Below are 15595 nucleotides of genomic sequence, written 5' to 3'. Positions count from 1 at the left end.
CTAAATATTATTTACTAATTGCCACCGCTTTGGGTAAGGTGGATTTTTCTTTCATTAAATGGGACGAATTATGAAGTTATCGCCATCAGTTACGATTGAACAAAGTGACACCGGACTTGAGTTTATTAAGGTTGCGAGTGAGTTGTGTGAAGCAACTATTTTTCTGCAAGGTGCGCAAATTACTGAGTTCACGCCTGCAGGCAAAAAGCCGTTGTTGTGGGTGTCTGAGTTAGAAGACTATCAAGAAGGAAAAGGTGTACGTGGCGGTATCCCTATTTGTTGGCCATGGTTTGGTGTAAGTCAGCATGAAGGTTGGCCTGCGCATGGTGTGGCTCGTACAGGTCTTTGGCGCGCTGAAGAAGTGAAAGAACAAGAAGATTCAATCTATATCAGCCTTTCGTTACCGATGACTCAGGTTGATGATAAATATTGGCCCCACAAAACTAAGCTACTTGCTGAATTTATTTTAACGTCGAGTCTTGAGTTACGCTTAACGACCACGAACATGGATAATGAAACCATTCACTTTACTCAAGCACTACACACGTATTTCCCAACACCTGCGATTGAAGAAACCAAAGTTGATGGTTTGCAAGGGGCAAAATACATTGAGTTTGGCGAAGGCCCTTTTGAGCAGCATGACTTGGTTGCTTTTGCGCGCGAAACCGACATGGTGTACACCGAAGCAGAGGCTACACAGCGTATAATTACCCCAGACGGCATTATTGAAGTAGGTCGTGAAAACTCAACATCATGTGTGCTGTGGAATCCGTGGATTGAGAAGTCAAAACGCTTGTCGAACTTTGCCGACGATGAGTATCATGTGATGCTCTGTTTAGAAGCAGCAAATGTACTTGATGACAGTGTAGAGCTTGCGCCAGGTGCCAGCCATACGCTTGCAACGACACTTCGCTGGGTTTAATTTACCACGCTCAACGTTAGCAAGTAAGGCCAGTGACACTGGCCTTTACAAGGAATAATCGTGTTTAGTAATCAACAAATCGACACTCTGCCTCGCCACCATACTATTAAATTTCAGCCACTTGCAGATAACGCTATTTGGCATGTACAAATTAATTGGCTGCTTTTTTATATTCCACTCATGACGGTCATTGTGGCTGTTCGGTATTTTAATCAACCGTTTGCTGATGCGGTATCTGCACCTTGGTTGCTACTGCTGCCCGTGCTCGTTGTGCTTTCAATGCTGTATAACTTTTACAGTGTTCGTGTAAAAGGGATTGCATTACGTGAGCATGATATTGCTTATAAGCGTGGTTTAATTTGGCAACAAGTGACCCTGTTACCTATTTCTCGAGTTCAACATACTGAGATACATCGAGGACCCATTGAGCGGAAACTTGGCTTAGCAACACTCAGACTCTACAGTGCTGGTGGCATGAGTGCGGATCTTCATATCAGTGGTTTAACAGATAAACAATGCAATGACATTAGGCAGTTTGTACAAAGCTATGGTTATGACAATCATGCAACAGTTGATGAGCTAGTCGATGAATAACAATGATTGGCAACGCGTGTCGCCGTGGGCACTTTTATATTTTATTGTGCATTTTGCTATTCGATTTGTTAAAGATGGCTTACTAAATTTACTGCCTATTTTAGTTATTTTTGTGACTCAGGTTGAGCAAAAATGGTTTTGGGGGCAAGTCGCTGCAAGCACCGCTATTGTCATATTAGTTGTTTATGCATTTGCATATTATAGAAATTTCTCTTATCGCATCAGTAGCGAAAATGAAATCCTGTTAAACAAAGGGGTATTCAAGAAAGAGCGTTTAACACTGAAGTTTGCCAGAGTGCAAAATGTGAATATCGCTGAGCCCTTTTATTTCCAGCCCGTAAATTTGGTTAACTGTATTTTTGATGCTGCAGGCAGTAGCGCTCAAGAAGCCGTGATCCCAGGTGTAAAGCTCAGTTATGCCGAGCATGTACGCGAACAAGTGATGGCATTTAAAGCGCAGTTGCAGCAAAGTGACACGCCTGAAAAAGCGGAACATGCAGCACAACCATCAGCACAACACACACTCACGCTTAGTAACGCCGAAATAGCGAAGTTTGGTTTGATGTCGAATATGGCTATTTTAGCGTTAGCGGCGCTTGCCCCTTTTATGAATGCCATTTTTGATTACCTTGAAACCTCATTGATTGCGCGTCTAGAAGCCATGTTTAACGAGCAGGCTGCCTTTGTTGGCAGTGCGGCAGCATTGGCTGTGGTGACCGTCATTGTTGTTATCGTGCTGTGCGCTGTGTTGTTGTCGGTTACTATGGCTTTAATTAGGTTTTTTAATTTTCATTTATATTTTCAAGATAATCAGTTTAAACGTGTAGCGGGGCTCTTTGAGCGCCAGCAGTTATCAATAAGCTCAGAGAAAATACAAAGTGTACAAATTAAGCAAAATATCATTGCACGATTATTAAAGCGTTATACATTGATATGTCCACAAGTGAGCAGTGGTAATACAGCCCCAGGTGTTGCGGCGCATAAAAACAAACAAACACTGGTGATGCCCGTGTTAACCGCAGCGCATGTTCAGCAAGTGTGCCGTTGGTTGTTTCCGTGGTTTATTAATTTAAATGAGCTTAATTTTATTAAACCCGAACGGGCACTGCTGTATAAAAACACTGTGCTGTATGTATTTTTGCCGAGTGTGATTAGCGTTGTCGTTATTGATCAACTAGTTGAAACGTTATCAATGCTTTGGGGTTTATTACCTGCGAGTATATTGATGGCTGCCGTATTTTTACGTTATCAAAAAACAGGCATGGCGCTATATCGACATGAAGGCCGCTCATTTGCCGTGTTTAGAACGGGAATGATAGGGACTCAGTATCGTTTGTTTGAAATTTATAAAGCACAAAGTGCCACGACTATTAGTACATATTTAATGCGAAAATCAGGTTTAAAAAGCCTGTATATACAACTTGCATCGGGTTCTGTATCAATGCCGTATTTAAAATCAGTTGATGCAGAACAGTTAATTGATTTTGTGCTTTATGAAATAGAATCAGAGCCACGCAATTGGTTTTAAATGAAAATGATTATCAATACCGTTGATTCGGTTTCGTTTTTGGGTATACTGTCCAAAAGTGAGGGATGCAGGTATTCAGATGATTTATTTACTTCCAATTATCGCTATTTCAGGCTTAGTTGCTTTACTGTGGTACGCGCGCTTTAAAAATGAGTGTAAAGGCTTTTGTATTAGTTGCGCAATTACTTGTATCGCGTTATTGGTAACCAGTGCAATGATGCTCGCAGGCCTTGGTGCGCTCAGAAGCAGTATGATGTTTGCAGTAACTATTTTTATTATTTATCAACTTTTGGGGTTAGTAAAACCTATCAAAATCGATTAATTTCTTACATTTTTTAACTACACCCGCGCAAAAAAGCAACGCATACTAGTGTGAATATTTAAAATCAATATACCCAAGCTGGGGATCAAGGATTATGATGAAAAAAGCACTATTGAGCGTTGCGCTGCTTGTTGCAGGCGAGGCGTCTGGCCAAGAAATATGGCAAACAATTCACACTGAGCATTTTAATGTACACTTTAGCGTTGAAAACCAACAGTGGGCGCAATCGGCTGCCACAGAGCTTGAAATTGTGCGTGATAAAGTGCTTAAGCAACAGCATCGTGCTTTGGATGAAGTCGTTGATGTAGTCGTGTTTGACCCTCTGAATGCCGCAAATGGCTTTGCTCTACCTGTCTCTAATAAACCCTTGATGGCACTTTTTACCACGCCACCGCAATCCGATACGGTGATTTCTAATACCGATGGTTGGCAACAGCTATTGATCTTGCACGAATATATTCACTTGGTGCATTTAGCTCAGCCGACTCGCAGTGATTTTCGTCAAGCAATTAAAAATAGCTGGGATCTGTATGACTTAGCAGAAAAAGACATGCCACGCTGGGCCGCAGAGGGTTACGCAACATTATTAGAATCAAAAATGACAGGCCGTGGTCGAGTGTTTGACAATTTGTCTGAAGCGATTTTAATTGAGTTTGCTCAGCAAGGTGCATTGCCAGGTTATAAGCAACTAAGCAATACAAAAGGCGGCTTTTTGGCGGGGTCGATGGCGTATTTGGTCGGTTCGCGTTTTTTGGCTTGGCTTGAAGAAAACTATTCAGAACAAACGCTTGATGCTGTTTGGACACGAATGCAGGCAGTAAAAGACCGTGATTTCGATGAGGCATTTACAGGTGTATTTGCTGATTCTCCAGCCAAGTTGTATCGCCGCTTTGTTGCTGAGTATACATACAAAGCAATGGCTAAAGAGGTAAGTGAACAACCACTTACAAGTAAGCTTTGGTTGGAGCTTGATCTCTACGCATCAAATCCAGCACTTAGTCCAGACAACTCTAAACTGGCTATTGTTGAGCGTAATAAAGAGGGTGATACACGTTTAGTTATTTACAGTACAGAGCAAAATACACAGGCTGCAGAAGAATTTGCAACACAGCAAAATGCGCTTTTAAACGATGATCCTCTGGATATTGTCGATAAAGCTCCCGCAGTATTTAAGCGTGAGCAGAAGCATGTATTGCAGCAAATAAATAGACAAGGGATTAAAAATCCACAATGGCTGGATGAAAATACGCTGTTTTTTACAGCAACAACCACCGTGGGCAAAGGGTCTGTTCTTGGGATTTCTGATTTATACCGTTACGATATTACAACGGGTGAGGTCACAGCATTGACGCATCACGCGGGCTTGCGTCGTTTTAGCATTAGCGAAAATGGCGAAACTGTTTATGCAGAACAAAATCAGCATGGTTTCTCAGCGTTAGTGAAAGTAGACCTTACTCATGGTGACGTCACTCCCTTGTTTACAAAAAGCCTTGAAACTGTTTATGACTACCCCGTATTAAGCCCTGATAAGTCGCGGCTGGCCTATTTGAAAACCACATTGAATCAGAATTGGCAGTTGTATATACAAGATTTAAACACGACAAAATCATATCGTGTGCCTATGCCTGCAGGGTATCAATATGTATCGCAACCTAATTGGCAAGCTGATGGGAAAGGCCTTTATTTTGTGGCGGGTAAAAATGCAGCAGTTGATTTGTACCACTATGACTTTGATAAAAATGAACTTTATCAACTAAGCCAAGGCCAAGAAGTTATCGCTCATCCCATGGCGATGAATAATGGTGAGTTATTGTATTTATCAGTCACACCGGATGGCCCAAATATTAAGCACTTTACAGACTTAACTCAGCGCGAAAAAGTGACTGAACTTGCTGTAAACCCCACACCACCGCGTGGTGTGACCGCAAGCGAAGTACTCCCTAAAGCGGCTATTTATCAACAAGCGACAGATCGACAAACTGACTATGATGTATTACAGCAAAAACCGACTTTATCGTTGGGTTCTCAGTATTACTCCGCATCATCGTCAATATTAACCTTGGGTGTTAAAAGCAGTGACTTTTTAAAACAGCTTGATTTGCAAGCAGGCTACAGTATTGATTTACAAGATAGCGCATTAGAGGGGGCGTTTGCCGCTGCCAAATATTCAGCCTTTGATTTACACTTTAAAGCTTTGTTATTCGATTATCAGTTAGATACAGATAAACAGTACCACGGACACCATGCTGAAAAAATTGAAAACACGGGTATACACTTGGCAACAAGTTATCCAATGCAGTTTCAACAATTAAGTATCATTCCTTCTGTGAGTTATAACTACAGCGACTTTGTTCACGGCGATGATCAATGGTTAAAGCTGGGGCTAAAACAAAAGTGGCAATATGATAGACAAACAGTGGGGTTTTCTCAGTCAGCAAAGATAGCTTTACTGAAAGGTGATAGCAAAACGCATAATTGGCAAGGTTACGACTTTGCTACTGAGTTTGGTGCGCATGCGTTTAATATTCCTGTTTATGTTAACTTTGCTCAGCATTATCGTGACAATAATACGCTTGCGTTAGGTGGTTTTGCTTCTAACTTAATTAACAACGAGACTCAAAGTGGTTTAGTAGTGGCACCCGAATTACCGTTTATTAGCCAGCTTGGTAACCGCTATAAAGGTTATGGCGGCGGGGTTAGTTATAAAGATTCGCTCCCATGGCTTTACTATCAACAGCATCAAGTAGATAACCGAGTATATGCACAAAGCTATGGATTAAAATGGCAAGGCGAGTTTAGCTTTGGCCTAGGGCCTGCCGGGCTGAATGATGTGAATATTGACTTGGGCGTCGCCCGTGTTGAAGGCGATGACTTTGAAAACGATTTACGTGCTTGGCTTAGTTTTTACTATTCTTTATAACGGTTACTGCTTGGTATTTAAGGCGAATAGTTTGGCGTGATAGAGCGCCCGCTTTTCGTCTTCCCTTTCAAGCTCAATGGCTTTTTCGAGCCACTCTTTGCTCGATTGCTCATTGCCTTGTTGGTAGTTAATAATAGCCAACTCTAGATAGGGTTCAGACAAATAAGGTGCTAAGGCTATGGCGTCTTCGAGCTGCTTTTGGGCTTTAAAATACTGACCATTGTTGCGTGCATTTATTGCCGTTGCTAATAATTCGAACGGATCTTGCTTTGCTAGAGCAAGCTGTGAGTTGAGTTTAGTTAGAAGTACTTGGTCGTCGAGCTGTTCGGCCAGCACAGCGTAGTTATGAAGTAAATTGGTGTTTTCAATGTTGTGCTGTAATGCGGTTTGATAAATATGTTTTGCTCCCACTAAGTCACCAGCTTGACGGTGTAATACCGCTGCAAGATTATACAGTGCAGGATCGTAAGGGGTGTAATCGCCAGCTTTAAGAATATAGCTGTAACTTAAATTAAATTGTTTAGCGGCTAAAGCCTCGGCTGCTAAATTACTGTAGTAGCGACTTATTAAATCGTTTAAATGGGCTTTGCCGGTATAAAAACTGCCGCGGCTCGGAAAATAATCAATAATACTTCCCGGTGTGATTAAGTAAGTCACCTCATCATCAAGTGGGGCATAGACTTTGGTCCTAAAATGACCCGATACATACACAATATTACTTTCTTTGCTGTATACCGGTTCACTCGACACTGATTGAAACCCTGTTTTTAGCCCAGCTAACTGAGCATACGCCTGAGTTAAAATAGCAAGGCTAATACAATTACCTTTCTGTTTTTGAATTGTCTCAGAGGCAGTGAGTGTTTCACTGTAATAGTTAAAATTAGTGAGTTTATTTTCTAAATAGTGATAGAGAATTTGATCATCTCTGAGATAGCCACCTTGTCTTTGTGTAAAGTAATCAAGGAATTGTTGTTGCTCGTCGATGGGCAGAGCAAATAGCTCAGTGTCTTTTAAAGTAACAGGCTGAAAAAGTGTGCTATTAAGGAGGTCTGCAACACGAGGTGGCATAACAGGTTGGTTACTTTTACTGGCACATCCGAGCAGTAACATACTGATAAGTAAGATGCAGAAGAGTTGCTTCATCATCTACCTCTAAGCTTGTTTTTTATTCAATGTACCTATGTTATTCGTTGTATTCAAGTTATGAATGCTGTCTCTAAGCTGTAAACACACTGTACGGAAATCTTGCCAAGTCCTCACTGGCTATTTTTTCATCTTCATTGCATTTTATGAGCATCTCATTAGAATGCCGCGCTCTTTTAAATGGCTTAAAAAACAATGATTTACTTGTTGTGTATGGGCTGTTTATAAACTGCTAACGTATTAACTAAATTGTAACGAGAGAGGTCTGTTTTGGCGCACTATTTGCCGATTATTTCATGCTTTATTTTGGCGTTTAGCTTTTATCCGCTATTAAATAAAATTCGTAAAAATCGCAGTGTGTCGGGCGTGTCGTTGCTAATGATGAGCTTTGGGGTGGCACAAAGTCTTTATTTCATTACCTACAATGTGTACTTTCAGCGCATTTACATGGTCTTACCGTTTATCGTGACGGGTGTGTTAAGTGGTTTAATTCTTTATTACTTCGTGCGTTACAATGCAGCGCGCCAGCAACGGTTGCAATTAGCTGGGCTATTAATTGTGTCGGTGACGCCTTTTTTGTTATTGCTTAGCCCGTCACTGGACACTGCCACTGTCCTTAATTGGCTGACATATGTTGGCTTAGCGATGAGTTCTATCCGTGTTATGCCGCAAACCTACAAAACAATTAAAAGCGGTGATATTAGTAACTTAAGTGCACGTTATTTTAGTTTACAGTTTGTAGCGGGAGCCTGTGGTTTAGGCGCAGAACTGGCGATGGCTTCACCGAGTGTGTCACATGTTCTAACTTTTGTGATGATATTGCTAACTAATGCCGCCCAACTTGGTTGTATTCAATATTACAAGTCACGTCCAGCGATGGCATGATTATAACGTTGAAATAATAAAAGGCTGCCCGTTGGCAGCCTTTTGTGCTTATTAATTAAGCTTCGAGCGCTTTGCTAATTAAGCGATCGATATATTGCTTATGTGCTTTTGCAGCAGTGTCGGCACCCCATGGCGTACTGATATCAGCAATTTTGTTTAGCTGATAAAGCGCAGCAGCTTTGGCTAGGTTGTCGTGCTTGCTCGCTTTACCTAAGCCTGCAATCGCAATCAGCTGGTTCACATACTCAATTTGTAAGTTATGACTTAATGAGTTCGCTTTTTTACTATCGACAAAAATGCTGGCTGTTAGGTCATCCATGAATTGGCTTAGTGAATACTCATTACCGTACATTGCGCTGTCTGAAATACGCAGCATGACTGCAGGGTGCAACAATTGCGCAAGCACAAGCTTTTGCATGCCTAAAATCATGTTATGTGGTTTTGGATCTTCGTTCTTACCGTAATGATTAAAACCACGACGTTGCTGTTGTAAGTAGTTATATAGCGGTTGCATGCTGACTAACACATCAGGTGCAAACACATTTTTGGCCAGAATTTGCATAGCCTGTTGCTGGCGCTCTAATGGCACTGGCGTAAATGGTGCGCCATTTTTATCATCACCCACGACGTTGCGCTCAACATACACCCCACCAATTTGACGAGATACTACGCCAGCCTGTGTTCTGTAACTACCAAATAGGATGTTGGCAGAAGTAACTAGTTGCTGATATGACTCACCTTCAACCGTGGCTTTGTCTTTTAGTTCAGTAAATAGTTTATTGATTAAGGCCATACGGTCTGCGGCGTAGGCCGCTGGGTTTGATGACATATCACCAATCATGATACGTGGATCAATGTGACGTCCTGGCGCTCGCATATCATCAGCGTCGTTACCAAATGCAAGCGCATGCTCAGATGAGCGAGCAAGAATTTTTTCTAAACGTTGTTGCTCGGCATCGGCGTCTGCCAAAGCTTGACTGTAACCATATTCAATAGCCCAGTCGTCATAAGGACCTGGCTTCGTTTGGAAAATGTCGCCTTGTTGCATGCCAATTGGAGCGATATTTGCCGGCGCATAGTCCATAACAGAGCCTGTAACAATCCCTTGCGTTTTACGCTTGTCGTGTACGTCTTTTTCGTTCCACAAAATAGAAGATTTCATATTGTGGTTTAAGCCTAAGGTATGACCGACCTCATGCAAGACAAGTTGTGTTAAACCTTGGCGTAAAATTTCTTTGTCTTCGATGTTTGCACCAGTACCTAGGCCTTTTGCAAGTAACATGTTTTCTTGAATACTGTGGCCCAAAGAGCAGTGTAGTTCTGAGTCACTCATATGTTCAGTGAGTGTCGCCGCACCCTGTGTATATAGGGTGTCGTACATCCAACGGTTTTTCATGAAGACATACTCAAGCATGATGTCTGAGCCTAAGATCTCACCCGTTAATGGATTAGCAAGTGCAGGACCATAGCCACCAAATGGTGGACGTGGAGATGCGGTCCAACGTAATACGTTGTAATTTATGTCGCCTGCATCCCAGTCTGCATCGTCTGGTTGTATTTTTACTTCAATCGCATTTTTGAAACCTGCTTTTTCAAACGAGGTGTTCCATGCCAGTACCGCATCGCGGATGGTATCGCGCCACTCAACCGGTGTGGTATTTTCAATCCACCACGTAATTGGTTTTACAGGTTCAGATAAGGCTGCGGATGGATCTTTCTTTTGTAAATCCCAGCGTTTGATCACGTCTTCATAAGGGGCCCAGTCGGCAGAGGTCATATTATCGAACTGGTTAGTAAAATAACCAATTCGCGCATCATCTTGACGAGGTTGGTAGTCATTTTCAGGTAAAGCAACAAATGAGTGCTGTACTTTTATTGATACGTTACGAGGGTCGCTTATAGCGGCAGAGCCACGCACACTTGGGTTGGCGTTGCTGAATACATAATCAACAATAACATCTAGGTTATTTGCGTAAGGGCGCTGGTTAACAATACGCGATTTTTTGTCATCTAGTTTACCTAGCTTGAAGCGTTTTTTAGCGTTTTTATCGTCAGGGTTAACCCATGGAGACACTTTATGCAGTGCTTCGCTTAAAAATAGCTTATCAACGTCAAAGGCTATTTTGCCGTCTTCTTCTTTGTCTATTTTGATACTTGCGAGAACGGCTTCACTGATATTGGCATCTGCAGAGCGGGCAAGCGCTGAATTCTCGTCAAACTTATAGCGTGGTGTTTTGCTTACAATATCAAGACGATCAAAATGCTTTCTAAACTCTATGAGTTTGGTCTCTCGGTATGAGCCTCGAAAGTGGCCTGCATCTGTCACGCCATCAACGGTATGTGCAAAATACACAAACGGGGTATTAAGCTGTGACTCATTGATGACCATTAAGTTTTTACCCGTTTTGGCATCTTGGTAAAGTGTAAAAATACCGATAAATTCGGTTTTATCTTTGATCATCTCAGCCAGTGTTTCTGGCTTTTTTTCTTCTTTTTTTGCTGCAATGGCATGACCATTGACTGTCAATGCTAGGCTTAACGCTAGCGCAATATTTGTTATTTTCACTGTTAGAATGTCCTTAAACTATGTCATAGAGCAGTTTAATGAAATAATGTCTTGATAAAAGGTGATATGTTAACAAATGTGAAATTGTGTTTTTAACCAGCTGAAATTAAAATGATTTTCTTTGTAACAAATTGTTTTATACGTCACTTTAATCTGAACGGCATCATTCTATGTCTGTTTGTAACAGTTACTTACAAATGTCACATTAATGTTTCTGTCAGCTTTGGTATGATAGGACCAGTTAAAATATTAAAGGTGTAAGTTATGCGCACGAATTTATTAAAATGGACGTTACCTCTTATCGCTTTATTCATTGGTATTGCAGGTTTTATGGGGATCAATGCGATTGCCCAAGAGCCACAAGATAAGGATGAAGTTGATGTGCGTCCTCTCGTGAAAGTTGAAGCTGTTTCTAGTGATGATCACCAAGTGATTATTAACAGTTACGGTGAAGTGAAACCACTTGAAAGTACCCTGATTGCATCGCAAGTTGCAGGTGAAGTGACCAGTTGGCATCCAAATTTTGTTGCGGGCGGAATCGTCGCGCGTGGTGAAGTGTTATTTACTATTGAAAAAGATAACTACGAAGCTGCTGTATTACAAGCAGAGGCTTCGCTTGCAAGTGCGCAAGCGGCATTGATTGAAGAGCAAGCACAAGCAAAGGTTGCACAGGATGAAGCAAAACGTTACCCAGAGCGTGAACGCACAGACTTATTCCTTCGTAAACCGCAAGTATTAAGTGCCCAAGCGGCTGTAAAATCAGCACAAGCTGCATTGAAACGCGCTGAGCGTGACCTTGCTCGCTGTGAAGTGAGAGCACCTTACGATGCATTGGTCATTAACCGTGAGATTGGTGTAGGTCAATACATTAACGTGGGAAGCCAAGTTGCTGAACTTAATAACATTGAAAGTGCCGAAATCATTTTTCCTATTGCTGGTTTTGATAGTGTGTTTTTACCGAAACGCCTTAAAGGTGTTAAGGCGACGATTATTAATAAAGGTTTAAACAGCTTTACACGTGAAGCGGTGATAGACCGCGATCTAGGGGTTGTTGATAATGCGACGCGTATGAGTAATTTGGTGATACGAGTGAACGATCCATATGGTCTCAAGCATGACGTACAGCCGATTAAGTTTGGTGCTTATGTGCAAGTTAGTTTCGCGGGTGAAACACTGCAAAATATTTACCGTTTACCGCAATCACTTGTTAATAATCAAACGGTTTGGGTTGTAAATGACGAGCAAAAACTTGAGCCTCGTAAAGTCACTGTAGTGCGTGAAGAAGGTGAGTTTTTCTATATCAGTGACGGCTTACAAGTTAATGATCAATTGGTGCTTACATTACCGGAATACCCGCAAGCGGGTATGGAAGTGAAAATTGCAGGCATGAAAGAAATGACGAGCGATGCAGAGAATACTGCAGCGGTTGAAAAGCTTTAAGGTGGCGCTATGACAGACGAAAACACAGAAAAACAGTCTGGCATTATTGCCTACTTTGCCAATAACTCGGTTGCTGCGAACCTCATGATGGTCTTTATCGTTATTATGGGGATTATTAGTTATTTTACGATTCAGCGTCAGATGTTCCCGAATGTCGAAATTAACTACATTGAGATACAAGCCAATTATCCGGGTGCATCACCGCAAGAAATTGAAGAAAGTATTCTGATCAAGATAGAAGAATCGTTAAAAGACATCACCGAAATCAAACGAGGTGTGTATCGTGCGTTTCGCAACAATGGACGAGCAAGTTTAGAGATTAATACCGATGCAGAACTCACGGATGTACTTGATAAAGTAAAGCTGCGTGTTGACGGTATTGCAACATTTCCTGCAGGTATGGAACCCGTTACCATTAGTCAGGTCGAGTTTCGTCAAGACGTCATTGGTATGACCTTGGTCGGTGATATTCCGCTGACTGAGTTAAAACCGGTTGCTAATCAAATTGAAGATGAGCTACTGCAATTATCGAATGTGTCCTTGGTACAAAACGATGTGCCACTTGATGAGATTGCGATTGAAATAGACCCTGATTCGTTGCGTCAATACAACCTGACATTAAGCGATGTTGCTAATGCGGTGCGTCGTTACTCGGCTAACATTTCGGCGGGTCAATTACGCACAGATGCAGGTATTATTTCTGTGCGTGTTGAAAATCAATATTACAGCGGTGACGAATTCCGCCAAATTCCCGTTAAAATTGGTGAAAATGGTGCGAAAGTCCTGTTGCAAGATATTGCCGTAATTAAAGATCAATTTATCGAAGGTGAACGCTACTTTAAATTTAATGGCGAGAATGCGGTTTATTTATCGGTAAAAGCAACGAAAGAGCAGAACATGATCCCCGTTGCAGACTCTGTTAAAGCCTTTATAGAAAAGAAAAATAAAGAGCTGCCAGTTGGTTTGCGCCTAGAACCGCTCATGGATATGACCTACTATCTTAATGCGCGTTTAGACATGATGAAAACCAACCTGATCCAAGGGGCAATTTTGGTTGCCATTATGTTGTCGATTTTCTTACGCTTTAAGTTAGCACTGTGGGTAATGATTGGTTTACCCGTGTGTTTCTTAGGGGCGATGATGATGATGCCGCTCTTTGGGATCAGTATTAATATTGTGTCGTTATTTGCCTTCATTATGGTACTGGGGATCGTGGTCGACGATGCCATCGTCATAGGGGAAAGCGCCTACACCGAAATTGAGAAAAAAGGGGGAGGCGTTGTTAATGTGGTGAATGGTGCTAAGCGAGTTGCAACACCAGCAACCTTTGGCGTATTAACGACCATCGCGGTGTTTGCACCGTTTACATTATCAAGTGGCCCCGAAAGTGCGTTTTTCTTTGGTATCGCAGTGGTGGTTATACTGTGTTTAATATTCAGCTTAATTGAATCTAAACTGATTCTACCGGCTCACATTGCGCACACGAAGTTTCCACCTATTAACCCAAATAGCTGGCGTGCCCGTTTTAATAAGCGTTTTTTCAAATTTGTAAACGGCCCATATAAAGCATTTATCGTACGTTGTGTAGAGTGGCGCTGGTTTGTGTTGTTTTCATTCATTGGCCTATTAATTTTAACCTTTGGCCTGATTTCTTCTAATCAAGTGCGCGTGGTGCCAACACCAAAGGTACCTCATGATTTCCCGCAAATTCGTTTAGAGATGAACGAAAATGCGTCGGACATTCAAACAATTGATGCGGTTCGTGAAATTGAAGCCATGGTGTTAAGAGTTGATCAGGAAACTGAGCGTGAGTTTGGCCAAAAACTGATCCGCGATATTTTGGTATTTAATCAAGGCCGAACTGAAGCACAAATTTTAGCGCCGTTGGTTGATGAAGACCTTCGTCCATATAATGCCTTTGAGCTATCACGCCGCTGGCGTGAACAAATGCCAAGCATTGCGGGGGTTAAGTCTTTGCAAATTTACGATGACGTGAATGGCGGTGGCAGTGATGGCGAGTTTGGTTATCTACTTTATGGCCCAGACATTGATACCTTAAATGATGCAGGGCGTCGCTTTATTCAGTTATTACAACAGCAAAAAGGGCTGTTTGATATTAGCTCGACTATCGACCCAGCCAGTAAAGAAGTACAGCTCAGCTTAAAACCTGTGGCGTATGACTTAGGGTTAGACTTAGCAAATATTGCTAATCAAGTCGGCGCAAGCTTCTATGGTGGTGAAGCACAACGTGTTATTCGTCGTGGTGAAGAGGTGCGTGTAATGGTGCGTTACCCTAAGCTCACACGTGAAGCGTTTGCCTCTTTAAAGCATGCTGTAATCACAACCCCTGCGGGTAAAGAAGTTATGCTAGGTGACGTGGTTGAACTAACCGAAAAACCGGGCATCAGCTATATTCGCCGCGAAGGCGGTTATCGTACGGTTTATATTTACGGCAGTATTGATGAAGAAGCCATTGAGCCGGGTGCCGTTGTTAAACAAGTTGAAGACACTTTATTACCACAATTAAAAGAAGAGTACCCATCAGTGAAAACTGAGTTAGGAGGCTCAATTGAAGAGCAACAAGCGCAAGCAAACGAGCAATTAATGTTCTTCATTGGCGGTATGATACTTGTGTATATTTTGCTTGCAGTCCCACTTAAGAGCTATTCACAGCCGTTGATTGTGATGTCAGTTATTCCATTTAGTTTAACAGGCGCTATATGGGGTCATTTTTGGTTTGGCCTAGATATTAGTTTAATGTCGGGCTTTGGTTTAATTGCAGCTGCTGGGGTGGTTATTAATGACTCCTTAGTAATGACAGACTTTGTAAACCAAGCGAGACGAGAAGGCATTTCAACTCGTCAAGCCGTTATCGAGGCGGGGTGTGCACGTTTTAGGGCTATAACCCTAACCTCAATTACAACGTTTGCCGGTGTGTTGCCGATCATGTTTGAAACAAGCCTACAAGCGAAGTTTGTTATTCCGATGGCGGTCGCACTGGGTTTTGCTGTGATGTTTGCAACGTTGATTACCCTAGTGCTTGTCCCTTGCTTATACATTGTGATGAGTGACGTTGGGCACGTATTCTTACGTTTCTTTCGCTCGGTGCGTGAGTTATTTCCAAGCGCTAAGCCAGTAAGAGATTAAGTTAAGATAATGTTTAAAAGCCAACCTCCGGGTTGGCTTTTTTGTATCTGCATTTGCTAGTACTTAATAGTTATATGTATGTTTTGGTTACATTCTTTTGTTTGATTTGTTTTCCGGTCGCGATTATA

General features: G+C 42.0%; 10 protein-coding genes. 8 read left to right on the top strand and 2 right to left on the bottom strand.

Annotated elements, in window-relative coordinates; all coding sequences use genetic code 11:
- The first annotated feature begins 70 nt into the window (after positions 1-70).
- The 5 genes from GZH31_RS15975 (at position 71) to GZH31_RS15955 (ending at position 6286) form a co-directional block, all read left to right on the top strand.
- Positions 71-922, top strand: a complete 852-nt coding sequence (locus GZH31_RS15975) for a D-hexose-6-phosphate mutarotase (protein ID WP_118844755.1) — start codon at positions 71-73, stop codon at positions 920-922.
- Between the two features lie 60 nt (positions 923-982).
- Positions 983-1516 carry a PH domain-containing protein gene (locus GZH31_RS15970; protein WP_065979478.1) on the top strand — a complete coding sequence of 178 codons (534 nt, stop codon included), beginning with the start codon at positions 983-985 and terminating at the stop codon, positions 1514-1516.
- Entirely contained in the window at positions 1509-3044 is a 1536-nt protein-coding gene (locus GZH31_RS15965; RefSeq protein WP_118844754.1) for a PH domain-containing protein, read from the top strand. The genes GZH31_RS15970 and GZH31_RS15965 overlap by 8 nt, the downstream gene beginning before the upstream one ends.
- Before the next feature lie 79 nt (positions 3045-3123).
- Positions 3124-3366: a hypothetical protein gene (locus tag GZH31_RS15960; protein WP_036973594.1), complete on the top strand. Its 243-nt coding sequence runs from the start codon at positions 3124-3126 to the stop codon at positions 3364-3366.
- Positions 3367-3463: 97 nt separating this feature from the next.
- The gene (locus GZH31_RS15955) at positions 3464-6286 is read left to right on the top strand and encodes a hypothetical protein (RefSeq protein WP_180311661.1); all 2823 of its coding nucleotides are present in this window, start codon (positions 3464-3466) and stop codon (positions 6284-6286) included.
- Positions 6287-6289: 3 nt separating this feature from the next.
- On the opposite strand, the gene GZH31_RS15950 is transcribed toward GZH31_RS15955, so the two are convergent.
- Entirely contained in the window at positions 6290-7432 is a 1143-nt protein-coding gene (locus GZH31_RS15950; protein ID WP_230236573.1) for a lipopolysaccharide assembly protein LapB, read from the bottom strand.
- A 267-nt stretch (positions 7433-7699) separates the two neighbouring features.
- On the opposite strand from GZH31_RS15950, the gene GZH31_RS15945 reads away from it, so the two are divergent.
- Positions 7700-8314, top strand: coding sequence for a membrane protein (locus GZH31_RS15945; RefSeq protein WP_036973591.1), 615 nt, complete (start codon positions 7700-7702; stop codon positions 8312-8314).
- A gap of 55 nt (positions 8315-8369) precedes the next feature.
- Here GZH31_RS15945 and GZH31_RS15940 read toward each other — a convergent pair whose 3' ends face one another.
- Positions 8370-10880, bottom strand: coding sequence for a zinc-dependent metalloprotease (locus GZH31_RS15940; RefSeq protein ID WP_180311239.1), 2511 nt, complete (start codon positions 10878-10880; stop codon positions 8370-8372).
- A gap of 264 nt (positions 10881-11144) precedes the next feature.
- On the opposite strand from GZH31_RS15940, the gene GZH31_RS15935 reads away from it, so the two are divergent.
- Both GZH31_RS15935 and GZH31_RS15930 read left to right on the top strand, forming a co-directional pair.
- Positions 11145-12320: an efflux RND transporter periplasmic adaptor subunit gene (locus tag GZH31_RS15935; RefSeq protein WP_180311238.1), complete on the top strand. Its 1176-nt coding sequence runs from the start codon at positions 11145-11147 to the stop codon at positions 12318-12320.
- A gap of 9 nt (positions 12321-12329) precedes the next feature.
- Positions 12330-15467, top strand: coding sequence for an efflux RND transporter permease subunit (locus GZH31_RS15930; protein ID WP_036973587.1), 3138 nt, complete (start codon positions 12330-12332; stop codon positions 15465-15467).
- Positions 15468-15595: the final 128 nt, after the last annotated feature.

Origin of the sequence: Pseudoalteromonas sp. JSTW (assembly GCF_013423925.1) — a bacterium.
In the GTDB taxonomy this organism is placed as follows: Bacteria; Pseudomonadota; Gammaproteobacteria; order Enterobacterales; family Alteromonadaceae; genus Pseudoalteromonas; species Pseudoalteromonas lipolytica.
The sequence above is the reverse complement of the archived record's forward strand: the minus strand, read 5'-3'. Positions and strand labels throughout refer to the sequence as shown.

What these genes read in the sequence shown, in the direction of transcription:
- GZH31_RS15950 (WP_230236573.1), bottom strand. Translation starts at nt 7,432, where the DNA reads ATGATGAAGCAACTCTTCTGCATCTTACTTATCAGTATGTTACTGCTC.
- GZH31_RS15955 (WP_180311661.1), top strand. Translation starts at nt 3,464, where the DNA reads ATGAAAAAAGCACTATTGAGCGTTGCGCTGCTTGTTGCAGGCGAGGCG.
- GZH31_RS15930 (WP_036973587.1), top strand. Translation starts at nt 12,330, where the DNA reads ATGACAGACGAAAACACAGAAAAACAGTCTGGCATTATTGCCTACTTT.
- GZH31_RS15935 (WP_180311238.1), top strand. Translation starts at nt 11,145, where the DNA reads ATGCGCACGAATTTATTAAAATGGACGTTACCTCTTATCGCTTTATTC.
- GZH31_RS15965 (WP_118844754.1), top strand. Translation starts at nt 1,509, where the DNA reads ATGAATAACAATGATTGGCAACGCGTGTCGCCGTGGGCACTTTTATAT.
- GZH31_RS15960 (WP_036973594.1), top strand. Translation starts at nt 3,124, where the DNA reads ATGATTTATTTACTTCCAATTATCGCTATTTCAGGCTTAGTTGCTTTA.
- GZH31_RS15975 (WP_118844755.1), top strand. Translation starts at nt 71, where the DNA reads ATGAAGTTATCGCCATCAGTTACGATTGAACAAAGTGACACCGGACTT.